The sequence below is a fragment of the Devosia sp. genome (assembly GCF_035944845.1).
Taxonomy (GTDB): domain Bacteria; phylum Pseudomonadota; class Alphaproteobacteria; order Rhizobiales; family Devosiaceae; genus Devosia_A.
In genome coordinates, this window is the sequence record NZ_DASZAW010000125.1 from 1 (window position 1) to 23,821 (window position 23,821).

General features: G+C 65.6%; 25 protein-coding genes. 12 read left to right on the plus strand and 13 right to left on the minus strand.

Annotated features, from left to right (window positions below):
* Together VGV07_RS24770 and VGV07_RS24775 are read left to right on the plus strand one after the other, a co-directional pair.
* The coding region (locus VGV07_RS24770) for a TetR family transcriptional regulator C-terminal domain-containing protein (RefSeq protein WP_414649996.1) at positions 1–352 on the plus strand (352 nt) is incomplete at its 5' end.
* Position 353: 1 nt separating this feature from the next.
* Positions 354–1,157, plus strand: a complete 804-nt coding sequence (locus VGV07_RS24775; RefSeq protein ID WP_326871402.1) for an alpha/beta fold hydrolase — start codon at positions 354–356, stop codon at positions 1,155–1,157.
* Between the two features lie 314 nt (positions 1,158–1,471).
* Here the strand turns inward: VGV07_RS24775 and VGV07_RS24780 are convergent, their stop codons facing one another.
* The 3 genes from VGV07_RS24780 to VGV07_RS24790 form a co-directional block, all read right to left on the minus strand.
* A complete protein-coding gene (locus VGV07_RS24780; protein WP_326871403.1) occupies positions 1,472–2,035 on the minus strand; it encodes a class I SAM-dependent methyltransferase in 564 nt (187 codons plus the stop codon).
* 666 nt (positions 2,036–2,701) lie between these two features.
* Positions 2,702–3,019, minus strand: coding sequence for a hypothetical protein (locus tag VGV07_RS24785; RefSeq protein ID WP_326871404.1), 318 nt, complete (start codon positions 3,017–3,019; stop codon positions 2,702–2,704).
* 9 nt (positions 3,020–3,028) lie between these two features.
* Positions 3,029–3,529 carry an FkbM family methyltransferase gene (locus tag VGV07_RS24790; RefSeq protein WP_326871405.1) on the minus strand — a complete coding sequence of 167 codons (501 nt, stop codon included), beginning with the start codon at positions 3,527–3,529 and terminating at the stop codon, positions 3,029–3,031.
* A gap of 184 nt (positions 3,530–3,713) precedes the next feature.
* On the opposite strand from VGV07_RS24790, the gene VGV07_RS24795 reads away from it, so the two are divergent.
* Together VGV07_RS24795 and VGV07_RS24800 are read left to right on the plus strand one after the other, a co-directional pair.
* The gene (locus VGV07_RS24795) at positions 3,714–4,760 is read left to right on the plus strand and encodes a glycosyl transferase family 90 (RefSeq protein ID WP_326871406.1); all 1,047 of its coding nucleotides are present in this window, start codon (positions 3,714–3,716) and stop codon (positions 4,758–4,760) included.
* Positions 4,757–5,731, plus strand: a complete 975-nt coding sequence (locus VGV07_RS24800; RefSeq protein ID WP_326871407.1) for a glycosyltransferase family 10 domain-containing protein — start codon at positions 4,757–4,759, stop codon at positions 5,729–5,731. Before VGV07_RS24795 ends, VGV07_RS24800 begins: the two co-directional genes overlap by 4 nt.
* 164 nt (positions 5,732–5,895) lie before the next feature.
* Here VGV07_RS24800 and VGV07_RS24805 read toward each other — a convergent pair whose 3' ends face one another.
* The 7 genes from VGV07_RS24805 to VGV07_RS24835 are packed head-to-tail and all read right to left on the minus strand — an operon-like array spanning position 5,896 to position 11,829.
* On the minus strand, positions 5,896–6,645 hold the full coding sequence (locus tag VGV07_RS24805; RefSeq protein WP_326871408.1) for a glycosyltransferase family 2 protein: 750 nt from the start codon (positions 6,643–6,645) through the stop codon (positions 5,896–5,898).
* Entirely contained in the window at positions 6,642–7,751 is a 1,110-nt protein-coding gene (locus tag VGV07_RS24810; protein ID WP_326871409.1) for a glycosyltransferase, read from the minus strand. Before VGV07_RS24810 ends, VGV07_RS24805 begins: the two co-directional genes overlap by 4 nt.
* Positions 7,752–7,758: 7 nt before the next feature.
* The gene (locus VGV07_RS24815) at positions 7,759–7,950 is read right to left on the minus strand and encodes a hypothetical protein (RefSeq protein WP_326871410.1); all 192 of its coding nucleotides are present in this window, start codon (positions 7,948–7,950) and stop codon (positions 7,759–7,761) included.
* 52 nt (positions 7,951–8,002) lie between these two features.
* Positions 8,003–8,869, minus strand: a complete 867-nt coding sequence (locus VGV07_RS24820; protein ID WP_326871412.1) for a hypothetical protein — start codon at positions 8,867–8,869, stop codon at positions 8,003–8,005.
* Positions 8,818–9,105 carry a PqqD family peptide modification chaperone gene (locus VGV07_RS24825; protein ID WP_326871413.1) on the minus strand — a complete coding sequence of 96 codons (288 nt, stop codon included), beginning with the start codon at positions 9,103–9,105 and terminating at the stop codon, positions 8,818–8,820. The genes VGV07_RS24820 and VGV07_RS24825 overlap by 52 nt, the downstream gene beginning before the upstream one ends.
* Positions 9,102–10,349, minus strand: coding sequence for a glycosyltransferase (locus tag VGV07_RS24830; protein WP_326871414.1), 1,248 nt, complete (start codon positions 10,347–10,349; stop codon positions 9,102–9,104). The genes VGV07_RS24825 and VGV07_RS24830 overlap by 4 nt, the downstream gene beginning before the upstream one ends.
* Positions 10,342–11,829, minus strand: a complete 1,488-nt coding sequence (locus VGV07_RS24835) for a hypothetical protein (RefSeq protein ID WP_326871415.1) — start codon at positions 11,827–11,829, stop codon at positions 10,342–10,344. Before VGV07_RS24835 ends, VGV07_RS24830 begins: the two co-directional genes overlap by 8 nt.
* A gap of 78 nt (positions 11,830–11,907) precedes the next feature.
* Here VGV07_RS24835 and VGV07_RS24840 point away from each other — a divergent pair, with 78 nt between their 5' ends.
* Positions 11,908–12,669 carry a hypothetical protein gene (locus VGV07_RS24840; protein WP_326871416.1) on the plus strand — a complete coding sequence of 254 codons (762 nt, stop codon included), beginning with the start codon at positions 11,908–11,910 and terminating at the stop codon, positions 12,667–12,669.
* A gap of 247 nt (positions 12,670–12,916) precedes the next feature.
* Here VGV07_RS24840 and VGV07_RS24845 read toward each other — a convergent pair whose 3' ends face one another.
* Complete coding sequence (locus VGV07_RS24845; RefSeq protein ID WP_326871417.1) at positions 12,917–14,011, minus strand: nucleotidyltransferase family protein; 1,095 nt, start codon at positions 14,009–14,011, stop codon at positions 12,917–12,919.
* A 189-nt stretch (positions 14,012–14,200) separates the two neighbouring features.
* On the opposite strand from VGV07_RS24845, the gene VGV07_RS24850 reads away from it, so the two are divergent.
* Genes VGV07_RS24850 through VGV07_RS24860 form a run of 3 tightly spaced genes read left to right on the plus strand, consistent with a single transcriptional unit; the run spans position 14,201 to position 15,629 of the window.
* Positions 14,201–14,542 (plus strand): metalloregulator ArsR/SmtB family transcription factor, encoded by a 342-nt coding sequence (locus VGV07_RS24850; RefSeq protein ID WP_326871418.1) that lies wholly within the window; start codon positions 14,201–14,203, stop codon positions 14,540–14,542.
* Positions 14,539–15,057 (plus strand): SRPBCC domain-containing protein, encoded by a 519-nt coding sequence (locus VGV07_RS24855; protein WP_326871419.1) that lies wholly within the window; start codon positions 14,539–14,541, stop codon positions 15,055–15,057. Before VGV07_RS24850 ends, VGV07_RS24855 begins: the two co-directional genes overlap by 4 nt.
* On the plus strand, positions 15,057–15,629 hold the full coding sequence (locus tag VGV07_RS24860) for a dihydrofolate reductase family protein (protein WP_326871420.1): 573 nt from the start codon (positions 15,057–15,059) through the stop codon (positions 15,627–15,629). Before VGV07_RS24855 ends, VGV07_RS24860 begins: the two co-directional genes overlap by 1 nt.
* 38 nt (positions 15,630–15,667) lie before the next feature.
* On the opposite strand, the gene VGV07_RS24865 is transcribed toward VGV07_RS24860, so the two are convergent.
* Together VGV07_RS24865 and VGV07_RS24870 are read right to left on the minus strand one after the other, a co-directional pair.
* Positions 15,668–16,777: a Fic family protein gene (locus tag VGV07_RS24865; protein ID WP_326871421.1), complete on the minus strand. Its 1,110-nt coding sequence runs from the start codon at positions 16,775–16,777 to the stop codon at positions 15,668–15,670.
* Between the two features lie 114 nt (positions 16,778–16,891).
* Complete coding sequence (locus VGV07_RS24870; protein ID WP_326871422.1) at positions 16,892–18,883, minus strand: family 43 glycosylhydrolase; 1,992 nt, start codon at positions 18,881–18,883, stop codon at positions 16,892–16,894.
* Positions 18,884–19,080: 197 nt separating this feature from the next.
* Between VGV07_RS24870 and VGV07_RS24875 the strand changes: the two genes are divergently transcribed.
* The 4 genes from VGV07_RS24875 to VGV07_RS24890 all read left to right on the plus strand — a co-directional run.
* Positions 19,081–19,710: a hypothetical protein gene (locus tag VGV07_RS24875; RefSeq protein ID WP_326871423.1), complete on the plus strand. Its 630-nt coding sequence runs from the start codon at positions 19,081–19,083 to the stop codon at positions 19,708–19,710.
* A gap of 371 nt (positions 19,711–20,081) precedes the next feature.
* Positions 20,082–22,004 carry an ABC transporter substrate-binding protein gene (locus tag VGV07_RS24880; RefSeq protein ID WP_326871424.1) on the plus strand — a complete coding sequence of 641 codons (1,923 nt, stop codon included), beginning with the start codon at positions 20,082–20,084 and terminating at the stop codon, positions 22,002–22,004.
* A 346-nt stretch (positions 22,005–22,350) separates the two neighbouring features.
* Entirely contained in the window at positions 22,351–23,355 is a 1,005-nt protein-coding gene (locus tag VGV07_RS24885; protein ID WP_326871425.1) for an ABC transporter permease, read from the plus strand.
* Between the two features lie 7 nt (positions 23,356–23,362).
* Positions 23,363–23,821: ABC transporter permease (locus VGV07_RS24890; RefSeq protein ID WP_326871426.1), on the plus strand; the 459-nt coding region annotated here is incomplete at its 3' end.

Sequence of the window (23,821 nt, forward strand, 5' to 3'; positions counted from 1 at the left end):
CACCAACACGATCCCCGAGGCCACCTGCTACGCCGGCACGATCGTGCAGGAAGCCTATGTGACGCATCCCGCCGTTCGTGAGGCCTGCGCCAACAGCATCGTGTTGCACGCGCGGACGCTCGAAACGGATATCGAGGCGGCAATTGCCCGCAGCGACTACAGCGGCGAACTCACAGCCGAGGGCCTCGCACTGCACACCCAGGCGGTCGTGCAAGGCGCGTTCATCCTCGCCAAAGCGCTGGACGGTATGCCCGCCGCGCTCGACAGCCTCGATCACCTAGCTCGCTACTTCCGGCTGCTCTTTGCTGTGCCGGCGAGACGGGTCCGCAAGACGACTTTAGAGGAGAAGTAAGATGCCCCATGTCACTTCTGCGGACGGCACGAGGATCGTCTACGACCGGCAAGGCGCTGGCCCGGCGGTGATCCTCGTCGGCGGCACCCTGGACGACGGCGCTGAGAACGCGCCGCTGGCCCGGCTCCTTGCCGACCATTTCACGGTCTACAATTACGCACGACGCGGCCGCGGCGCCAGCGGCAATACACCGCCGTACGCCTTGGCGCGTGAGGTGGAAGACCTCGACGCGCTGATTGCGACAGCCGGCGGCTCAGCTCACGTGTACGGCGCCTCATCTGGCGGCGCCCTCGCGCTGGAGGCAGCAGCGGCAGGTTCGGCGATCGACAGGATCGCGGTGTGGGATGTGCCGTACGTGATCGGGGACGACCAGTGGCCGAGGTTCAACCAGTACCTTGCGGACACCTACGAGGCAGACAAGGCCGGCCGGGACGAGGAGCTCCTGGAACTGTTCATGAGGCTTACCGGCGGACCCGACGCGGACATCGCGGCGTACAAACAGTACCCGATCTGGGCCTCGTCCGTTGCGCTCGCCCACACGCTCGTCAAAGACGCAGTGATCCTCAATGACTACAAGATCCCCACGAACCGACTTGCCCGCATCACTCAGTCGGTCCTGGTGACCACCGAGGGTCCGACCACCGAGCCCCAGTTCGCAGGCCTCCCGACCGACTTCTTCGACCGCGCCGCGACAGCGATAACCGCTGCCATCCCCCAGACCGAACGACACACGCTCGACGGGCAGGGACACGTCGTCGCCCCCGAACTCATGGCCCGTCTACTGAAGACGTTCTTCAACCAGTAACCCGTCGACTGATCAGGTTGCGACCGTGGGTCGTTTAGGAACGCAGGCCCATCGGCCACGTCAGCATCGGTCGGCGAGCGGCGACTCCTGAGTTCCGGAGTCTCGCCGCAGCTATGTCTACCCCACTCGAACGCTCCCCTCCCGAAGGCCGCCGTCGTCTCTGGGGTGTTGGCAAGAACGCTGTCACCAGCCGCAATCGACCCGCGGTCGCACGAGCCAAGGGCAGACCGCGCGGGTTGGGAGCCGCGCCGATGCTAAAGCGGCGATCTCTACTCCACGATGGGCTGTTCAATTCGAACTGACGCCCAGAACTTTCACGGCCGCGCCCTCGCGTAGGTCGATCGGCGCTTGGTGGCTTCGAATACATGGTAGCCGTCGATCTGGTGGACCCGGCAGCCGCCGAAGATGGCGGCGAGCTTGTTGCGGTACCAGTCGTGTCGTTTGGCGACCATCCACATGGTTCCGCCGAGCGCGAGGCGGTTGAACCCCTTCTCGATGAACTGCTTCGGAACCGAGAAATCGACATGGTAGGGCGGGTTCGAGATGATTTTGGTGAACCCCGTCTCCCGCGTGCCGCCCAGCCCGTCGGACAAGGCCACCGTCACTTCGGGCACGCCATTCACATCGGCATTGCGGCGGGCGATGGCCACGGCCCTCGGATCGTTGTCGAGCATGACAACGCTTGCGGGAGGCACATGGTGGGCGGCGAAAAGGCCCACGAGGCCATAGCCGCAGCCGAGATCGAGCACCTTGTCCGCAGCGTCAAAGCTGATCAGCGAGAGCATGGCGAGCGTGCCGGCATCGGCCCGCAGCGGCGAAAACAGGCCGGGCTCGGTGTGCAGTTTCAGCTCCACCTCGCCGATAGTAACGTTCAACATTGTAATCCCCTCAAATGGCTTTGAGTGGGATCAGTGTTTCCGAGGGGAGGATGTGGGGTCGCGGTCGGCTCTGCCACCTGCTGCGGGGATGCAGCAGGTACGTGATGTTCACTCGTTAGCCGGCTGGGGCATGGAGCGAGAATGGCAGTGCAGAGGTTTGACCAAAGCCCACAGAGAACTCGCGGCGTTGCCGAATGTCAGTACGTGATCGAGTGGCAACGGCGGCAATTGCTGCGATTGATGCAGCGAGTCCTACCCAGAGAACGATCTGATCCAAGCGGTTGTCGCGCCGAATCGAGGGCGAGCAAGAACGCTCGCATGCCCGGCTTCATGGCGCTGCGCTCGGATCAGTAGGCTCGCATTGGGTGCTCCCGCGTGCGAAGAATTCGCGGGCGGTAACATGCACTTGGCTCGGCGCCCAGGCAAGAGCGGGGCACGGGCCAAAGCGGCAGCTGTCGCGCAAGCCGTCACTGCGCTGGTGGCCGGTTCCAGCTGCTCGCCGGCGCCAGCGGTTTGATCGAGACGCTGGTCGACGCTGACTGTGGCTGCCGCTTCCACAAAGACCGCATGCTCCGCCGCGTCGATCACCCCCTTGCTGAGCAGGCGGCTGGGCGAAGGGCGGGCCGGACAATGCCCGGATCCGGGAGGATCGGGCGGGCTCACCGCTCATCCCCGCCCCAGCTGCAGCGCCGGGGCGACGAGGCCGTCGGGGCGGCGGAACAGCAGCAGGTCGGTTTCGTGTTCCGGATTTTCGGCCACGCCCTGCCGGCTGCGCGACACCAGCTGTTCCCAGGTCAGCGGATGCGCCATGGATCTCGTTTGATCGATCAGCGCCGGCAGGAAGCCGAGGTCGCGCAGCCGAAATACCAGGGCCTCGACCGACGAGCCGGCAGCAGCGAGGAGGTGGGGAGCAACCTCGCACAGCATGACGATCTCGGCCCGATGCGAGGCCAGCAGGCGGCGGGCGCCTTCGAGCACCTTCATCTCGCTGCCCTACACATCGAGCTTCAAAAGTAATGGCCGGCCAGCGGCGAGCCCGCCATAGCCATCGAGCGTGCGGACCGCCACCGGCTCGGAGCGCCGCGGCGGGCCAAACTCGAACATGCGATGGTCGCCGAGATTTTTCTCGTTGCGGAACAGCCGCCCTTCGCCGTCAAAATCCGACAGGGCCCAGGCATTGATGGTGACGTTGCGGAAGTGGTTGCGGCGCACGCTGGCTTTCAGCTTGACGACATGACGCGGATCGGGCTCGAAACTGTGCACTGAGCCACGGGCCCCGAGGGCTTCCGCGGCGATCAGCGTGAACCAGCCGATATTGGCGCCGACATCGACGAAATCCACCTCGTGCCGCAGCACGGCACGGGCGATGCGGGTGGAAGCGGGATCCCAGCAGTGGTCTTTCTCGATCGCCGCCGAGACGATCGTATCGCGCCGGCCGTGAGTCTCGATGACAAAGGCCGGGCGCTGGTCGATCCTGATCCTGACGCTCGGCACTTTGGCGGGCCCTGTGTCTGGCGAGCGCTGGCCGAGCCATCCGCTCGTTACTGCGCTTGCCCGATGACGATTGCGTAGTCAAACAGGATATGGATCACTCCACCATGGATATGTCGGCGTGACTGCTCAAATCCGGGGCGCGCCGTGTTGCAGGTATTTCTCAGGCAGCTTTTCAGGTTTTCGCATGCCTTCAGCAGTTCGAGCGCTGGCCGCGCGGTGGCGGGCAAACGGTCGAGAGCGCCGGCTGGTCGACGCCGCGGCGCGGGCCGTGCGGGCGCTCGGGGGAGACCTCGCCATCCCTATGCCCGAGGTTGCAGTCCGGCTCGATCCGGCGATCCCCTATGTGCATGATGCGCTGATCCACCGCCATCGGGGCGGGCTCGAGGTACGGCTGTCGTCCTACGACCCCGGGGCGACGCGCCAGTATGGCGCGGAGCGGCTGCGCTCATATGTCTACTGGATGCTGCACACCAGCGCGGCGGTCGAGGCGATCAGCGTCACCCTGTCGGACGGCGATCTGCCGTCGGCGGCGACGTTTTCGCCCTCGCCGCGACTGCCTGAGGTCACGGCGCTGCCCGACCCGATCTTTTTCGAGAGCCGCGGCTATGCAGGCGAACGCAAGCTGGGGCTCGCGCAGGGCTTGCCGTGGCCGGAGCGGAGCCCGGCCCTGGTGTGGCGTGGCGGCACCAACTCGCAGCTGAGCTTTGACGCAGACCTCGTCGAGGGCCACCCCGAGCTCTGCTCGCAGCGGCTGCTGGCCTGCCTGCTGCTGCGCGGCGCCAGGGAGACGGATGTGAAATTCGTGTCGCCCCGGCACCGCGGCGCCAGTCCTGCCGTCTATGAGCGGCTCGGGATCGCGGGGACCTCGGTGCCACAGGCCAGCTGGCTCGAACGCAAGTACGCGCTCGACATCGATGGCTATTCCAATGCCTGGTCGAACCTGTTCACCCGCTTGCTGTTCGGCTGCTGCGTGCTGAAGGTCGAGAGCCGCCTGGGCTTCCGGCAATGGTACTACGAGCGGCTGAAACCATGGGAGCACTACGTACCCGTCAAGGCGGACCTCTCCGATCTGCTGGCGCAGCTCGATTGGGTGCGCGGCCATGATGCGGAAAGCCGCGAGATCGCGCAGCGCGGCCGGCGGCTGGCGCTCGAGATGACGCTGAGTGCGACGACTGGCGAAGCCGTCGCGCTGATCGAAGCGAACTGGCGCCGGCAACGAGGGCCGCAATGAGCACCGAGGTGACCGATCGGCTGCTGGCGCTGTTCTATACGCCGTTCTTCAACCGGGCAGCCGAGCTGCCGCCGGTCGATGGCGTCGACTGGACGCATGATCGCCGCAAGCTCGGACTGGCCGATGTCGTGATCGTCCACCTGCCCAACTGCAAGCCGGGCTTTCGCACCCGCCGCTATCCGCTGCAAAGCTGGGTCGGCTGGTCGCTCGAGAGCACAGTCAACTACCCGTTGATGGCCGACCAGGAGTTCATGCGTCAGTTCGACTTGCGCATGACCTATGAGCGGAATGCCGATGTGTGGACGCCCTATCTGCCGCTGCCGGACGAATGGGAGCGCATCCGGGCGGCGCCGACGGCGCAGCGCGACGAGCAGGCGCCGGTGGTGGCGTTCATTTCCAATGGCGACGACCGCATGGGGCGCGCCCAGTTGATGGCCGAACTGCTTCGCTACGTGCCGATCGATTGCTACGGGCGGCTGTTCAACAACCGGCAGCTCAGTGCCGATGACGGGGGCGGGCTCAGCAAGCGCCGGGCGGTCGCCCGCTATCCGTTCTGTATCGCGTTCGAAAACTCGAGTGCGCCCGACTACGTGACCGAGAAGATCTACGATGCGCTGAGCGCCGGCAGCATTCCGGTCTATCGCGGCGCGCCCAATGTCGCCGAGTTCGTGCCGCCGGGAAGCTATATCGATGCGGCCGCCTATGGCAGCGCCCGCGAGCTCGGCACCTATCTCAATTACCTTGCCCGGCACCCCGAGGCGGCGGCCCGCTACCATGAGTGGCGCCGACAGCCATTGCCCAGGGCGCTGCTCGAACGGGCGGCAGCGGTGAAGGTGGAGCCGTTCCAGCGGCTGCTGGAGCTCTGCCGGGCGCGGCGCGGGGGCGGGCCGACGCGACGCCAGCTTTCGGCGCTCAGGCGGGTGGGGGATGAAGTTGGAGTCAGGCTGCGGTGGGCTGTGGGGATGGGGTAGCGGACGGAGGGCTCCCAAAACCCCTCACTGGCGAAAGCTAAGGACTTAGCTCTCGCTAAGCCCAAGTTTTCACTTTCTCCCCCGCCAAGGGGGAGAGTTCCGACTGCTACTCCGATGCAACTGGAGGCCACCGCAAGAGAGGGGGTCCTGGAGGGCCGTGATCGCTACCCGCGCCGCCACCAGCGCGACAGCCAGTTCGGCTCGGGCGGGCGCAGGAACTCGCTCTGTCTGGTCATCAGCTCGTTGTAGACATAGCCGATGGCGTGCCACTGCGCGGGGGCATCGGGCACGAAGCCGATGCCGTGGTCGAGATTGCCATAATAGCGGTTGTTGAAGCCGATAATGCCCAGATGCTGCAGGCGGCTCTGCGTCGGGGTGGCGATGGGGATGCCGAGCCTTTCGAACAGCCGGCAATAGGCGAAGTCGATCGCCGAGACCTCGTTGCCGACCCCATCCAGCGCCAGCTGGGCGTGGCGGCGCGACCAGAAGGTGCCGGCATTGCCGACCGTCGCCTTGCTCAGCAGCTCGCGATTGAGCGGCGTGCCAGGATGCATGGTCGAATTGTAGAGGCTGACGAGGCCATCGAAGCGGCCGGCGAGGCGCAAGCCAACCGTCACTGCGTCGCGATTGGCGATCATGTCGCTGTCGAGAAACAGCAAGGTCTCGTGGCTGCTGTCGAGGAAATGCCGCCAGATGTGCGCGACCATGCCATCGGCGCCCAGGCGGGTGGTGGAGCGTTCAAGGCGGCAGACGAGCCGGGTCGTCCTGACCAGGCCTGGCACGTCGAGGGTCGGGCTTTGATCGTCGAACACCACGACCTCGCTGCCCCCGGGCAATTCGAGTTCCGCTACCGTCGCAAAGCAATGCCGCACCAGGTCGCCGCGTTGATGCACGGGAATGGCGACGAGGGTCACAGCTGCGCGCCCAGCGCCTGTGCCTTGACCCGGTAGGAGAGTTCGTCGGGGGCGGCGAGCGCTGCAAGCCGGAAACTCTCGGCTGCCTCGGCGCGGCGGCCGAGGCGCAGCAGCGCCACGCCCTTGAGGTCGTGGGCGTGCAAGTCGAAGATGCGCCGGTCATGCGCGACGCGACGGTCGCGGTAGGTGGCGGAATCCGTGTGCGCCAGCTCGTCCAGAATGGGCAGGGCGTCGCTGAAGCGACCGTGGTCGATCAGGATGCGCGCCTCGAGCAATTGCAGCGACGGGTTGCGCGGATAGTGCCGGAAGCCGGTGGCGATGGCGGGCAGCGCGTCATCGCCGCGCTCATGCAGCAGCATGGCGTGCTGATGCGCGATCAACGCGCCGATCGCCCCATCCGTCGAGGCCATGGTGCTCCTGTCGGCGCGGCGTAACCCCTCGGCGCTGACCGCCAGCGCCTCGTCGGCCTCACCCAGCGCCGCAAGGGTAAAGGAGAGATGATAATAGTAGTAGAGCCGATCCGGGTTTTCGGCGATCGCCGCCCGCAGCAGCGGCAGGTTGCGTTGATGCTTCCATTCCGAGCCGCCTTCATAACCCAGATGCACCAGTTCAACCGGGCTGTCGGCGATGCTGGCGCCGATGCTCTGCCTGAGGATGTCAAGGTCGGGCAGGATGGTCTCGTGCATCGAGCCCTTGAAACGCAGCCGCGGATCGTTCCGGAACAGCCGGTATTCGCGATAGGGCGTGGCGTTGACGGTGGGGCTGAACCACACCATGGCGCACCAGGTGTCCGAGCCATCGAGGTTGTCGCGCAGCGAGGCGCCGGTTGGCACACGCAACCGCTCGTCGGCATCGATGTAGAGGATCCAGTTGCCGCTGGCCGCTGCGAGCCCCTCATTGCGGGCCCAGGCAAAGTCATGCCGCCATTGCCGCTCCAGCAGCTTCACGCCAAAGGAGCGGGCAATATCCATCGTGCCGTCGACCGAACCGGTATCGACGACGACAATCTCATCGACATGATCGGCGATGGACGCCAGACATCCTTCCAAAAAAACCTCTTCGTTCCTGACGATCAGGACGGCAGAGATTCGGATGTCCGACGTCACCTAGCGATCAGGAGCAGTTGCTGAGGTTACCGCAGCTGGCGGCGGACGCAGAGCTGATCATCATGCCATCGACCGCGAACGACGCGACGACCGGCGCGGCGAAAGCAGTGGTCAGCACGACCTTGCGCAGAAACTGGCGGCGGTTCGCATCAACACCATCGAGTGCGGTGTCGAGGTCTTTCTTGCTGGAATCGGTCATTAGTGGCTCTCGATCTACAATACTGCGACTAGAGTTTACTCATTGCAGGGCGTCAAGTCCTGGCCAGCTGCTGCAACTGGAATTGTGCTTGAGTGAGGTCTCCGAGCCGCAGTTCGAAGGCCGGAGCCTCGGTAACGAGGCGGCGCACCCGCACAGTCTCGGCGAGCACGGAAACTCCGGGAAAGAGTACGGTGCGCATCAGCCGCTGAAACGCCGCGTTAGGCGAGAGCCGCGCCACCACGCTGCGCCCGCCGTGGTTGGGGGCGATGAAAATGATGCCATCGAGCTTGCCGGGGCGCACTACCCAGGGGCGGCCGAAAAGGGCTGGGCTCACCGCATGGATCAGTCCGCCTTCCCAGATATCGATGGTCGGCGTCGCTTCGAGACCATCGGGCAGGCCCGGCACGAGGCGGAGGGTGCCGGGCTTCACCCGAAGGGTGCGGGGGCGCGCAATCACCCCGCCATCCTCGAGCACCAGGTGCTCATCGCCCTCGACCTCGTGTCCGGCGGCGAGCAGCGACAGCATGAAGGTGGTCTTGCCCGCTCCCTTGTCGCCGGTGATGACGAAGCGCCGGCCACCGATCAGCACGCTGGCGCCGTGAATGAGCGGGCTCGCCGGGTGCGACTGGGCGAGATCCCAGGTCATCAGGCCATGCAGCATGCCCAGCACATGCCGGCTGGTCCCTTCGACCATGGCGCCGTTGGGCAGGGTGGCAGCGAGAAAGCCGAACCGCCGCTCGACCGCGATATCGACCGGCTCCAGCGAACGCCCTTCGACTTCCGGGTCGGCGGCGACGAAGGCGAGCGCCCGACGCGCTGCTTCGTCCGGGGCGAACAGCCGGTATTCGCGCCTGAGCGTGCGGCTGATTATGGGGTCGAGGGACGTAGCAGGTTCTCTTTCACAAGCGCCTCGATGCACTGGCGCACTTCGGCGGTCGGTTCGGCGGCGAGCCCATAGGCATCCTTGAGGAAGGTACCGATTTCGGCGACGGTGTGGCCGAGGCCACAAAGCTCGAACACCACCACCGCGGTGGGGTTGAAGTAATGCACGCGCTCGTTGGCCGCCTGGTAGATCACCCGGCCATCGGGGACCTCGGAAATCTCCAGTCCCTCGGTGGGCGAAAAGATCATGTCGTCGGAAATGTCGATGCTCATCGGTGTCCCTGCGCGGCGTCGCCTGTTTGAAGCATGTCGGCAAAGACTCGGGCAAGCCCGGCAACGACTTGTACCCGGTCGTGCGCCGCCTGGGCACGCTGCCGCGCCAGCTCGGCGCGCCGCCGGCGGGTCGCCGGATCGGCAAGCGCGGCAAGTACGGCGTCGGCGAACGGGGTGGATCCATCGGCGAGCCAGGCGGTCTCGGCATCGATGCAATCGAGGCCGCGTGCCGCGAGCCTCGTGGTCACCAGCGGCACGCCATGCGCTGCGGCCTCGATGAGCTTCAGCCGCGTGCCGGCCCCGGCGTGCAGCGGTGCGATGGCCAGCGTCGCCGCGGCGTAGGCGGTGGCGATGTCGTCGACCGGCCCCCGCACCTCGATCCCGTCGGTGGGGGCATCGAGCGCCTGAAGCTCGGCAGGCGGATCGCGCCCGACCAGCAGCAGGCGCGGCGGGATGGCGGCGCGGGCGCGAACCCCGGGCCAGACCTCGCGGATGAACCACAGCACGCCCTCGACATTGGGCCGATAGCCGAAGGCGCCGACGAACAGCACCGTGGCGCCGTCATCGCGGCGGGCTGGCGCCGCAGGGAAGGCGATGGCGTTGGCGACGACATCGAAGCGCAGCCCCGGATGACGCTCCGCCAGCGCGGCCGCATCGGCCGGGCCGGAGACGAACAGCGCGGCGAAGGCCGGCCCCCGTCGCGCCAGCAAGCGGTCTTCGGCCTCGGCTTCGGCCGCCGACCAGGCCGCTTCATCGGGCGTTTGTGCTGCGGCGAGGCGGCGCCAGGCCCAGGCATCGTCCTCATCGAGATCGAGGCTGAGGCGCGGCGCCGGGGCGCTGCCGAGGCTATCGGCGAGATAGAGCCGGCCGATATGGGCAAGATCGTAGTGACGGCCGGCCAGCGCGTGCTTCATTTCGGCCAGCACCGGGCCGGAAAGCGCGGCGTGGCGGCTACCGCGCCCATAGAAACGGAACTGCCGCAACCGCTCCGCCGGGTCGGCAATGCGGCTCAGCAACGCGAACTGGGTATCGAAGCGGCCGGCCACCGAAACCGACAGCGTCGTGGCCCCGAAGGCATTGGTGAAACGCTCGTCGGGCGGCGGCCCCGAAACCGGCAGCACCAGGGTCTCGACCTCGGCGACCTCTGCCAGCGCATCCTGGAAGATCCCAAGCCGCATGGCGAGGCCGTTGCCGGCGCGAGCCGGCGTTGCCGGAGCAATGAACAGCGCCCGTCGTTCAGTCATTCTGGCTGGTGAAATGATAGAAGCGGCCAAGCACCATGTCGCGGCGTACCTCGTCACGCTGGCGCGGCGGCGCTACCGCTTCGAGCAGTTCGTTGAGCCCGGTCGATTGCGCCGCGAGGAGTTCGAGCCGCCGGACGGCGCCAGGCTCGACGCGGCAGAGGAGGCGCAGGGCGGCGCGCAGTTCGGCTTCGGCGTCGGCGCTGAGGTGCGGATAGCCGGCGGCGCGCAGCAGTTGATCGACGAGGCCCGGCGCCGACGCGGCGGCAGCATCGCCGGCAGCGGCAGGACGGAGTGTCACGACGTGTTCGGGAACGCGGGTCCTGAGGCCTTCCCAGTTGTCGCGATCGAGCCGGCGCAGCCGGTAGGTGACCCGGTCGGCATCGCTGATGACGAAGTCGAACCCATCCGGCCGCTCCTCGCACCACCAGTTCTGCCGGTCATTCGCGCGGCCGCCGTGCCGCGCAATCTCGCCCGCCGGCAGCAGTTCGAGCCGAATGGTTTCGTCGGCGAGCACATCGAGCAGCAGCGGGCCGGCTTCAAGCAGCTCTGCCTCGAGCGCCCGGGCCGCGACGCTGCGATCGGGCAGGTTGAAGACCCGGCCGTTCCAGCGGTCGCGCAGGGTGGCGATGGCCGACCTGCAGGCCTCGAGATGCACAAAACCTTCGAGCTCGTGCTGGGCGCCGGCATAAACCCACTTGGCGTTGGTGCGGTGCTGGAACAGCGGCGCGCCGGAAAAATCGCGCTGCACCAGGTAGCGCTCATCGCTGAACGGGCTGTGCGGCACGAGGGCGAACCGGGCCTCGGCAAGCTGCCAGCCGATGAGGAAGGTGTCCTTGTCGCCGTAGATCATCTGGTAGAGCCGCTCGGCTTCGGCATTGAGCGCTCCGACCACGCTGAGCGCCTGCCAATGCCGGCGCTTGTCGATCAGCACCTGGCCGCTCTCCAGCGAAATGGTGCGGCGCGGCACGAGGCCCAGCGCGGCCCAGATCGGGTTGGTTTCGCGCAACTCGACCACATCGGGCCAGAACACGGCGCCGGTCTCGCGATATTCCGGCCAATCGAACAGTTCGACCGGATTGCGCACCGGCACCTGGTCGGCATCGAGCAGCAGCACTTCGGCAAAGCGCGAATGCTGAATGGCGAAGGGCTTCAGCTGCCAGCCATCGCGCACCTTGGCCGCCTCGGCGGCGATGCGGGGCAGCGCGTCGACCACCTCGACATCGAGTTCGGCCAACAGGCCGGCCATCGATGGCGACATTTCTTCGGCGCCGAAATGCCAGACTTCGATCGGCAGGGTGCAGTTGAGGGTGTGGCGCAGCAGCGACAGCAGCACATAGGCGTTGGTGAACACCCGCGAACCGCCGGCGCACACCACGATGCCGCGGCCGGCAAAGCGACCGGCGGGGAGGTCCGGGCGCGCGGCGGCGAGACGTTCGGCGAGGGCCGTGAGATCTTCGCTGGTGTTCGGCACTTGGTTCATCGAATACTCCGGCAGTCCGGATCGATAGCAAGGCCATCGGTCAGGGGCAATTCCTGGTTGCGCCAGAGGAGAGCAGTATTGCCTGACTTGCCAAGTGTGCTGATCCTGACGCCGGCCAAGAACGCCACCCGCTATCTCGAAACCTACGCATCGCTGCTCGAAAAGCTGGATTGGCCGAAGGCGCGGCTGTCTGTGGGGCTGCTCGAAGGGGACAGCACGGATGGCAGCTACACGGCGCTCGAGGCGCTGCTGCCGCGGCTCGAGACGCGGGCGGCGCGGGTGAGCCTGCACAAGAAGGACTATGGCTTCCAGATGCCGGCCGGCCTGCCGCGCTGGGCCCCCGGGCTGCAGATGGCGCGGCGGCAGATCCTCGCCCGGGCGCGCAACCAGCTGCTGTTCCGGGCGCTCGGCGACGAGGATTATGTGCTGTGGCTGGATATCGATCTTGCCGACTATCCGGCCGACGTGCTGCATCGGCTGCTCGAGACCGGGTTCGATGTGGTGACGCCGAACTGCGTGGTGGCGCCCGGCGGCAAGAGCTTCGATCTCAACGCCTGGGCCGACCACGGCAAGGTGACGCTCGACGCGCGCCGCGGGCAGGGGCCGGTGCGGCTGCAATCGGTGGGTGGCACCATGCTGCTGGTGCGGGCGGATTTGCATCGCGACGGGCTGATCTTTCCGGCCTTCCGCTACGGCAATCAAAGCGAGCAGGCGCGGCCGAAACATCCGGTGTGGGGGCGTGGCGAGATCGAGACCGAGGGGCTCGGCATCATGGCGCTCGACATGGGGGTGCAGCCGTGGGGGTTACCCGACCTCGAGATTGTCCACTGGTCGGGGTGAGGGCACCGGCCTCTAGGTGGTCCTCCACCGTGAAACGGGGGAGGGGGACCGCCGAAGGCGGTGGAGGGGGCGGCGGGAAGCTCCGGTGTTTGGGGTCGCCCCCCTCCACCAGCTTCGCTGGTCCCCCAGCGGTGAGCGCCCATTGGCGCTCAGCCGCGACCCCGCTGCGCGGTGGAGGACCACCGAGAGCTCAGCGCCTTTGATATGCGATTGCCCCGTCCCGCGAGGGAGGATCAGGGGGCAGCGCCTAGCTGAACAATACCGGGCGCTTCAGGAAACTGAGGGGGATCGAGATGCGCCAGAGGGCGCGCCGCAGCGGGTTGTGGCCGCCGCTGGCGCGGCGCATCCGGGCCTGGTCGAGCGCGGCACGCAGTTCGCGGCCAATCCCGGTAGGCCTGGTCTGGTCAGCATTGGCGAGCTCGTTCCACCAGCCGACGATATCGGGGGCAGGGGTTAGCTCGGCAGGAACGGGCATGCCGAACTGCTCGGCGGCGGCAACGATCCAGAACTCGAGGATCGCCAGCAGCCGCGGATTGAGCGCCGCTCGATCGAGCAGCGCGCGGCGTTCCGCCTCGCTCAGGGCCAGGACAGCGGCGCCGAACTCGTAGAGTCCCTTGGGCTCGATCTCGGCGCGATTCATCCCTCGATGCCCGATATGGTAGTGGATCACCCCGTACAGCAGATCGAGGTGCGGCGGCAGGATGGCGAGCCGCACGTCCGGCTCGAGTGTGACGGTCTTGGCCGCCCCAAGCAGTTCCCGCGTCGGCAGAAAGTGCTCGACGCGCGACAGGCCGCCGCGCCGGTGGATCTCGATCCAGCCCGGCAGGTCGTCGCGATAGAGCTCCTCGAGGTGGTGGTGCACCAGCCGGGACGGCGGCGCCTCGGCGCCGCGATAGCCCAGGGCGCGCACCAGATCCTGGGCCCGGCCGGCGCGTCGGGGCTCGACCAGGAGGTCGATATCGCGCAGCTGGCGCCACTCCGGCTGGCCGACCAGCAGCGAGCGGCCCCCCTTCAGCACCAGGGGGACAATGCCCTCGCCATTCAGCGCGGCGGCAATCTCGGTAAGCCGCTCGAGCAGCACACGTCGGCGCTCGGTGTGGCTCGCCCTATGCAAAGCCAGCGCCCGGGTGATGGTCACCCGTCCATCGGGCAGGGTTATCGCGGGGATGGGCGGAGCGAGATCGAGCCGCGCAATGGCGCGCACCAGCACCGCGTCGAGCCGGAGCGTGCCGGCGTATTGCAGCAATTCCTCCCATCCCACCTCGGAGATCCGGGCGGCGAGCTGGTTTGCCCCCTCACGGGAGGCATCGAACCTTATGCACGCAGATAGCAGGTCGAACATGCCGGGTGTGTCTCCGCACGACCCGAACAGCAATCTCAGCGGCCCCCGCCAGCGTCAAGCGGTGCTGATGCGCCACAACCGGAACCGGCGGATCGCTTGAGGCGGTCGCGCCTCGCCGCAGCGACAGCAGGCATCGGCCCGACGCTGCGAAAACGACTTGACCGCAAATATGCATCGACATACATATGCATGATGATGCAACAAAGCGTATTCCAGACCTTGGCCGACCCGACCAGGCTGCGCATCGTCGAGGCACTGGCCGGCGGCGAGCAGGCGGTGGGGGACCTGGTCCGCGCGGTCGATATCGATCAGTCGGGGGTTTCGCGGCACCTCAGGATTCTCGGCGAAGCGGGCTTCGTTGCGATGCGGCCCGATGGGGCGAGGCGGCTCTACTCGCTCCGGCCCGAACCGTTCCGGCAGATCGACGTGTGGGTCCGGGGTTACAGCGCGCTTTGGCAAGATCGGCTCGACCGTTTCGACGCCGCGCTGGTCCGCCGGCGCGACCTGCGGCAACCCGAGGACGAGAAATGACGGCAGCTGCCGGCGAGCCGGGCGCGGACAGGCTGAGGTTCGAGCGGGTCTACGATGCCCCGGTCGAAGATGTCTGGGCACTGTGGACCACCAAACACGGGCTCGAGGCGTGGTTTGCGCCCGAGGGAATGCAGGTCGAGGTATCGGCCCTCGAGCTCAGGGTTGGCGGTGCGTTCGCGCATGTGATGACGGCGGTGGGCGGCGAGCAGGTGACTTATCTCACCAACCTCAACCGGCCGACGACGGTCTGGGTGAGCGCGCGGTTCATCGAGATGGTGCCCTACCGGCGCCTGCGCATCCGCTTCGACATGGATTTCGTGCCCGGAGTCGAGCCCTATCCCTACGACATGCTGGTGGAGCTGCACGCCGAAGCCGGGCGTGTCCGGATGATCCTGACGGCGGATCGTCATCCGGACCCCGAAATGACGCGTGGCGCCATCATTGGACTGACCAGCCAGCTGCAGCGCTTCGGCCACGCCATCGCGGTACGAACAACCAGGGAGCAAAGCGCCTGATGCGGCCACTTCTCTACTCCATCAACGTGACGCTCGACGGGTGCGTGCACCATAACGCGATCCCCGAGGACGAAGCGCTGCAGCAGGCAACGCTGCGCGCCACCCATCGCCACGCCACCGAGAGCATCAGCCGGGCCGATGCCCTGCTGTTCGGCCGCACCACCTACCAGATGATGGAAGGCGCCTGGCGGCTCGCGACACGCACCACTCCGCCGGCTGACTGGCAGCTGCCATTCGCGCGCACTATCGACGCGATGCAGAAACATGTCGTTTCGCGTACCCTCGAGCGGGTCGACTGGAACTCGGAGCTGGTGCGCGGAGACCTTGAAGCGGCGGTGCGGGCGCTCAAGCAGCAGCCGGGCAAGGCGTTGCTGACGGGCGGCGTGCAACTGCCGCTGGCGCTCGCGGCGCTCGACCTGATCGATGAGTACGAATTCGTGGTGCAGCCCAGGATTGCCGGCCATGGGCCGACGCCGTTCGCCGGGCTCGCCAGCTATGTCGAGCTGAAGCTGGTCGACCGGATCGAACTCAGCTCGGGCGCGATGGCGCTACGCTACGAGCCGAGGCGGTAACGCTTCACAGCTCTAGCCGGCGGCTAGGTGGGTCGACGCTACGGCGAGCCCGCGACCAGCGAATAGCTCGTACTGCGACCACCGGCACCGTCCTTTTGCAGAATGCCGCGCTTGATGAGATCTTCGATATCGCGAAGCGCCGTGTCGTGCGAGGCTTTGACGTGCAGCGCAGCCTTCTTTGTGGTGAGTTTGCCCTCATACCCATCAAGCAAACGGTTGATGAGCAGGCGCTGCCGGTCGTTCAAGTCATGCGTCTTGATGCGCTCCCAGACCGCATGCTTGTGGAGGACGCTGGCCAGCGTCGCTTCCGCCCCCGTAATGGCGCGTGCCAGGCAGTGAAGAAACCACAGCAGCCACTCGGTACAATCGAGATCCCCGCTCTGGGTCTTTTCGAGGATGGCGTAGTAGGCGTTTCGCTCGGCCCGGATCTGCGCCGACATGCTGTAAAACCTGCGCGGACTGGCTTCGGAGCGGGCCAGGGACATATCGGCGATCGCCCGAGCAATGCGGCCATTGCCATCCTCGAAAGGGTGGATGGTCACGAACCACAGGTGCGCGATCGCTGCTTTCACCACAGCGTCGATTTCGGACGGTACGTTGTACCACGCGAGGAAGGCTGCCATTTCTGCGGGCATCCTGTTGCCAGCCGGCGCCTCAAAGTGAATTTTCTGGCGACCATAGGGACCCGAGACCACCTGCATGGGACCGGTCGTGTCGTCACGCCAGGCTCCGACCTGAATTCGCGTCATGCCGCTCCGCCCGGTGGGGAACAGGGCGCTGTGCCAGGCAAACAGACGCTCATCGCTCAGGGGGGCCGCGAAACTCTGCGTGGCGTCGAGCATCATCTCGACGACGCCTTCGACTTCACGATCCGGTTCGGCGAGCGCCCCGATATCCATGCCCAGCCGGCGCGCCACAGATGAACGCACCTGATCCCTGCTGAGGATCTCGCCTTCGATCTCACTCGATTTCAGCACGTCTTCGGTAAGGGTCGCCAGCACGGCCTCTTGCTCAAGCGGAAAGCCGAGCATCTGCATTTTCCCGGCGAGTTTGCCTTGGGCGTGGCGCACCTCTCCTACAAGGCCGGCGATCGCTCGCTCATCCCATCGTAATTTCGGCCAGTCCGCCAGTTGATAGATGAACTGCATTATTCTACGCACCTTCTGCGTAGAATATGAGCGGCTATCGGCGCAAAGGCAAGGCTTTTCGACGCAGATTGTGCGTAGAATAGCCCGTGTATTCGACGCAGCGTGTCGCGTTACTCAGCCGGCGACGAACCGGAACCGCGTGCCGTCCTCGCCGTCGGGGCGGGGGCCGGGGCTATCGGCGCGGACCTGTCCCGCGCGATCGATGCGCAGGAACCGGTGGGTGGCGAGCGCCATCAGCACCACTTCGCCGGTCGGGGTCTCCATCCATTGGAACTCGGTCGCTTCGCCGGCGACGCCACCGGCGGTGACCACGCCGCCAGCGGTGACCGACAGCTGCCCAGCCGCGTGATGCAGGGCGACGCGGCCGAGGCCGACCGGCTCGATGGTGAGAGGTTCGGGCGCGCCGCCGACCACGGTGCCGAGCTTTGAGCCGAGGCCGACTGCCGGGTCCGTGGCCAGCACCAGTGTGCCGCGCTGGCCGGCAGGGATTGGCCGCATCAGGCCGCGCGGGTGCGGTTCGTCGACGGTGAGGCTGTCGAAATCGGCGTGGCCGCCGTCTTGCCCCGCTTCGTTATAGGCGAACAGGGCGTAGCGGATGCCCTGGAAGGTTTTGAGCTGAAACACCATGATCACCGGCTCGCCGATGCTGGAGAAGGTCTTGCCATCGGTCGAATAGCTGAGCTGCGCCATTTCGGTGAGGAAGTTGCACTCGGCGCGCAGCCAGATTTTTGGCGTCGCGACCGGCAGGGCGGTGGTTCTGCCGGTCTGGTAGTCGAAAGCGCGGATCTCGTAGCCGGCCACAGTGCGGGCGAGGCCGACCCAGCGCCAGGGCATGCCGAGCAGCGCGAGGCCGGCGACATCGCCCTGGGCAAGGCCGGCGCCATCGAGCGCGGCGGTGGCGGTGGAGAGCGGGCCGACGGCGCGCTGGGTCAGGGAGTTCCTGGCCCACCAGAAATCCTGGGCAGGCAGGGTGTGGAGCCTGAGGTGCCCCGGGCGTTCGCTCAGCGACCATTTGGCATCGACCGGCACGTGGTTCCATTGGAAGAGCGGGTTGAGCGTTGCGCCGTCAAAATCGTCGCTGCGGGCCGGCCAGGGCAGGGCGACGGGAGAGGGCGCAGCGCTGTTCGGCTTGACCCAGGTGCGCGGGGTGCGGCCGAGATTGCCGGCGAGCCCGAAATAGGGCCAGCCATCCTGCCAGGTGATGGGGGAGAGACAGGTCAGCCGGCCGAGCGAATTGTAATCCATCATCGACCAGCCCCACCATTCGCCGGTGGGAGTGTCGACAATGCCGCCCTGGTGCAGGTTGAGCCGGCCGTTATTGGCGGGGTTGGGCGGCACCAGCTCGAAGGGCGGCTCGAGCGTGAAGGGAATGCCGGCGCCCTTGATCTTGTAGCCTTCGACGAGGCCGAAATCCTCGTCGATAGAGATTGCCGGGTTGATCTCCCAGGGTCCGTCGATGTGGTCGGCGCGGGCGCAGGGCATGCGCATCGGCCCGGCGAACCAGGCGCTGGTAATCAGGTACTTGCCGTCGACCTTGTAGAAGTGCGCGCCTTCGCCCATCAGGCTGTCGGGTGGGGTCAGGTCGCGCTCGGTGCCGGCGAGCACGTGGTGGAGGCTCGGGTCGAGCTCGGCGATCCTGAGGTTGCGATAGCCCCAGACCACGTAGGCGCGCCCGTCATCGTCGAAGAACACCGTGAGGTCGTGGTAATTGTAGCTGGCCTCGCTACGGGTCCACGGCCCCGCCGGATCGGTGGCGGTAAAGATCTGCGTCTTCTGGCCGTTGACATTGGAGAAGATGTAGAACGTGCCGTTGCGATAGCGAATGCACGGCGCCCAGATGCCTTGCCCGTAGATCTCGCCCCCTTCGAGCCGGAAGGCCGGCGAGAGGTCGAGCCGCTCGAAGGCGTAGCAGAGCAGGGTCCAGTTCACGAGATCGGTGGAGCGCAGCACCGGCAGGCCCGGCATCACGTGCATGGTGGTGCCGGTCATATAGTAGGCGTCGCCGACCCGGATGATATCGGGATCCGAGAACTCTTCATAAAACAGCGGGTTAGTGAAGGTCCCGTCGCCATTGTCGGCGGTCCAGGTGGGCGTGGCGGTGCGCATGGGGGATCCGTTGGGCAGGGCGGGAAACGTCGTGCCGCCTCGCTCTGGGGCAGCCAAAGGCTACCTTAGATGCTGATATAGATCACATGGAAGGCAAAATCGCTGCCAACCGCGTATCCAAATGGTCGGATTGTACGCAATCTGTGGTCGATGAACGGAAAACCTGTTAGCTTGACACGGTGGGAGGGAGATGTGCCGTGACAGGGGATGGTCTGGTTCAGGCTTCGGTGCCGCTGGGGCTCTATACGAGTTGCAGCGTTGTGGCGCCGTGTGGCCTCCGTTCCGTCGACGGCATCATTGGTCTCATCGACATGCCCGAGGCTTTTTTCGAACCGGCGCGGGTCAAGGCAGGGCTGTTATGGTTCGCCGGCGGCTTTGTCGAATACCGATTCCCCTATCGGGCCGGACAGATTGAAGTGGTCGAGGCGGTCGAATTTTCGATGGAGCTCAGCTCCGATGCGCCGGGCACCTCACCCGACTGGCCGAGCCAGATCTCAATTGCCGTCAATGCGGTGACGATTGGCGCGTTGACCTTGGCGACGCCCGGAAAGCGGGCGGTTCAGCCGCGCGATGGGGTCGCACGATATGGGTCGGAGCAGGGCGATCTCAGCAACTGGCGGGTGACTGCCGACGGCACTTTCGTCGATGGCGAGCGGGTGTCCGAGGTGTCGGTTTCCGATCTCGGGCTCGATGCCAATCCGTCGATCCGGCTGCGCATCGGGGTTTCGGCGGACGCTCGCTTTCCAGGTGGGCTCAACATTTTCGGGAGCGGCTTCGGACAGCACGATCAGGAGATCGTCATGCGGCTCGAGGGGCGGCGCAACTAAATCCGGCGTGGCAGGGTCACTATGCATTTAGTCCTGATATTCGGATATTCATCGAATCGACCATGAGGTGGGTTGGTGGCGCCAGGGCGTCGCCGAGCCAGCTGATGGGCGGATCTGACCTGTGATGTCGAACATCAGTCATATATTTGTAATATAATGGAAATTGTCCGAGACGCGGCACCAGCGGGGCCAGCTTGTGCTTAGCCGTGACGTGCGTGCCTCATCACGACGCAGTGTGTATTACGATATCGGATGTACATCTAAACTCGAGTTGACAACCCGAGCTTCGCGGCTAGGATGGCGCACCGAAAGCGGTGGAGCGCTTTCGGCAAGGGAGTGCGACAGGCGCTCCCGCCATGGGGAGGAAAATCATGGATAGACGCAGCTTTTTGCTGGGTACCGCTGTCGGTGCCCTTACTGTTGCCGCCAATGGCCTGGCCTTCGCCCAGGATGCCGGCGGCACTGCACCGGACCTGGCGCAGTTCCCGCGCAACGAGACGGTGATCGTTCACAATCCCGAAGGGATCATCCGCAATCCGGCCTGGTTCAACCTATGGGCCGTCGGCGCCGGCAACGGCACCAGTAACGGCTTGCATAACCTGACCACCGATACGCTTTGGTTCATCGATCCGGATGCGGGCATCGAAGGGGCCAGCGAGAACGCGGTCTACAACTCGCTCGCCGACGATCTCTGGCAGTACAATGCCGATTTCACCGAAATGAGCGTCAAGCTCAAGCAGGGGATCTTCTGGAGCGATGGGGTCGAGTTCACCGCCGATGACGTGGTGTTCACCGTCGAGAAGCAGAAGGCAACGCCCGGCACCCCCTATAACGGCGCCTTCACCGCGCAGGTGAAGGAAGTCACCGCGCCGGACAAGTATTCAGTTCTCTTCAAGCTCAATGCGCCGAACTCGCGTTTCCACGCGCTGTTCTCGGTGCGCTGGACGGCGGCGTGGATCATGCCCAAGCATGTCTACGAAAAAGTCGAGGATATCCTCACTTACGACGCCAATCCGCCGGTCAGCATCGGGCCATATACGCTGCACTCGTTCGATCCGAACGGCACCTGGTATATCTGGCAGAAGCGTGAGGACTGGCAGCGTACGGCGCTGGGCATGATTGCCGAGCCCAAGCCGAAATATGTCATTTACCGCAACAACATCAGCACCGATAACCGTCTGATCGAGATCCGCAACGGCAACCTCGACATGGTGCATGACCTGACGCCGGAAGGCACGTTTGCGGTGGTCAAGGACGATCCGCAGATCCAGGGCTGGTTCCCGGGCTTCCCCTATGCCCACCCCGATCCGACCCTGCCGATGATCATCTTCAACCACCAGAACGAGAAGTTCCAGGACAAGCGCGTGCGCTGGGCCCTGGCGCTGATGCTCGATGCGCGCGCCATGTCGATGGCCTCGTATCGCGGCGCGGCGACGCTCTCGGCCATCTCGGTGCCGCCGACCGGCACGCATCCGCGCGACTATCATGCGCCGCTGCAGGACTTCCTGATCAACTACGAAGTCGATACCGGCACCCGCAAGATCAAGCCGTACGATCCCAATATCGGGCTGCAGATCGCTGACATGGTGCGTCCGCAGTTCGGCGACGCGGTGCCGACCGACGAAGCGGCGGTGCGCAACGCCTTCGGCTATGGCTGGTGGAAGCAGGACGTGGCGGCGGCCGAAGAGCTGTTGACGGCGGCCGGCTTCAGCAAGAACGGCAACCAGTGGATGATGCCGAACGGCCAGCCCTTCGCTTTCGAGCTGATGGTGCCGCAGGAAGGCGTGATCAACCGGCTGGGCGTGATGATCGCCCAGATGTGGACGCAGGCGGGCGTGCAGGCGACCGCGCAGGTGGACAGCGATCCGTGGGGCCGGCAGCGCGTCGGCAACTACGAAACCAACATCGCCTGGGCGGTGGAAACCTGGGGCGGTCACCCCGACCTCAGCTTCTTCCTCGACAGCTACCACTCGGCCTATGTGGCCAAGCCCGGCGAATCCCAGCCCGACCGCAACTGGATGCGCTGGAGCGATCCGCGGCTCGACGCCATCATCGAGAACATCCGCAAGATCGATTTCAACGATCCCAAGGGCATCGAGTACGGCCATCAGTTCGTGAAGCTGCATCTCGAGGAGATGCCGAACATCCCGATCATGGCCTACAACGTGTTCTCCATCCAGTCGAACCGCTTCTGGACCGGCTGGCCGAACGCCGAAAAGCCCTATGCCAACCCGGTGACCAACTGGTCGAACGGCCGCTACATCTTCACCCAGATCAGCCCGGTGGCTGGCTGAGGTTCTCCCAAGGGGTGAGAGGGGGCGCGGGCACTTTCCCGCGCTCCCTCCCGCCTTCTGGTGGAGCTCTGTGGCGCTGGCGGAGGGGGCTGAGCCGTTCACGATTGAACTGCGCCGGTCCTGGAGGTTGGCTTGATCTTGCCCCACCACCGCGTGTCATCCCAGCGAAAGCTGGGACCCAACTATCAGCTGGCGCGGGCGGTGAAATGGGTCCCAGCTTTCGCTGGGATGACATCGAGGGTGGGGCGATCGCAGTAGTTCAACTCATCCGCGGAGCGCGCCGCGGGAGCGGACGACAAGATGTCGCCGCGGGCTAGCCAGCCACCTCGGTTGATTAGGAGCATTTATGCAAGGCTATCTGTGGTTCGCCGCCAAGCGGTTCGTGCAGCTATTGGCGGTGATATTCTTCGGCGTCTCGGCGATGTTCGTCGTCACCTACCTGTCGCCGATCGATCCGGTGGAGCAGGTGCTGGGGCGGCTTTCGGCGCGCTCGAACCTGTCGCCTGAAGCGATCGCCGCGACACGGCTGGCGCTGACCGAGATGTTCGGCACCAACCAGCCGGTGCTCACCCAATATTTCAACTTCTGGACCCGGTTGCTGCGCGGCGATCTGGGCGCCTCGCTGATGGCCTTCCCGACCCCGGCAATGGAACTGGTGATGCGCGCGCTGCCCTGGACGCTGGGGCTGCTGCTGACCTCCACCGCCATTACCTTCGTCGTGGGGAACCTGCTCGGCGGGCTTGCCGGCTATTTCCAGAACAGCCGCTGGCTCAAGGCGTTCGGCATCGTCTCGATGGGGCTGCAGCCGATCCCCTATTACATCGTCGCCTTCATCATCCTCATCGTCTTCGGGTTCCTCTGGCCGGTGCTGCCGATCTCGGGCGGCTTCGCCATGGATGTGCGGCCGGGCTGGACGGTGCCGTTCGTTCTCTCGGTGCTGCAGCACTCGCTGCTGCCGGCCCTGTCGTTGGTGCTGGTGGGGCTGGGCGGCTGGTTCATCGGCATGCGGGCGCTGGTTTCCAACATCGTCACCGAGGATTACGTCACCTATGCCGAACTTGCCGGCGTCCGCCGCGACACCATTGTCGGCGGCTACGTGATCCGCAACGCGCTGGTGCCGCAGGTGACGGCGCTCGCCATGGTGATCGGCGGAGTGTTCTCGGGCACCGTGATCACCGAGCAGGTGTTCAACTATCCGGGGATGGGCTCGCTGCTCGTCGATGCGGTGAACGCCGGCGATTATTCGACCGTGCTCGCCGTCTGCACCATTTCGATCGCCGCCGTCGCCCTCGCCATCTTCATCGTGGATCTGTTGCACCCGCTGCTCGATCCGCGCGTCAAGGCGGAGTAAGCGCCAGATGTTCTCGGTTTTCCGCGACCTCGTTCGCTACAATGCCGAATTCACCATCGGGCTGATCCTGGTCGGCATCGTGGTCATTTTTGCGGCGCTGAGCTTCGTCTCGCCCGTCGATCCCTCGCAGATCTATCTCACCATTCCCGACCAGCCACCCTCGGCGCAATACTGGTTCGGCACCAATTCGCGCGGCCAGGATCTGTTCTGGCAGCTGTCGGCGGCGTTCAAGAACAGCCTGCTGTTCGGGCTCACCGTAGCAGTGTTGAGCCGCATCATCTCGATCGCGGTGGGGCTCGCCGCCGGCTATCTGGGCGGCTGGGTCGACCGGGTGCTGATGTTCATCAACGACATCTTCGTCGCCGTGCCGATCTTCCCGATCCTGGTGCTGTTCTATTTCGTGCTGCGCAACCACATGGACAGCTTCACCATGGCGCTGATCATGGCCTGCTTCGGCTGGCCGTTC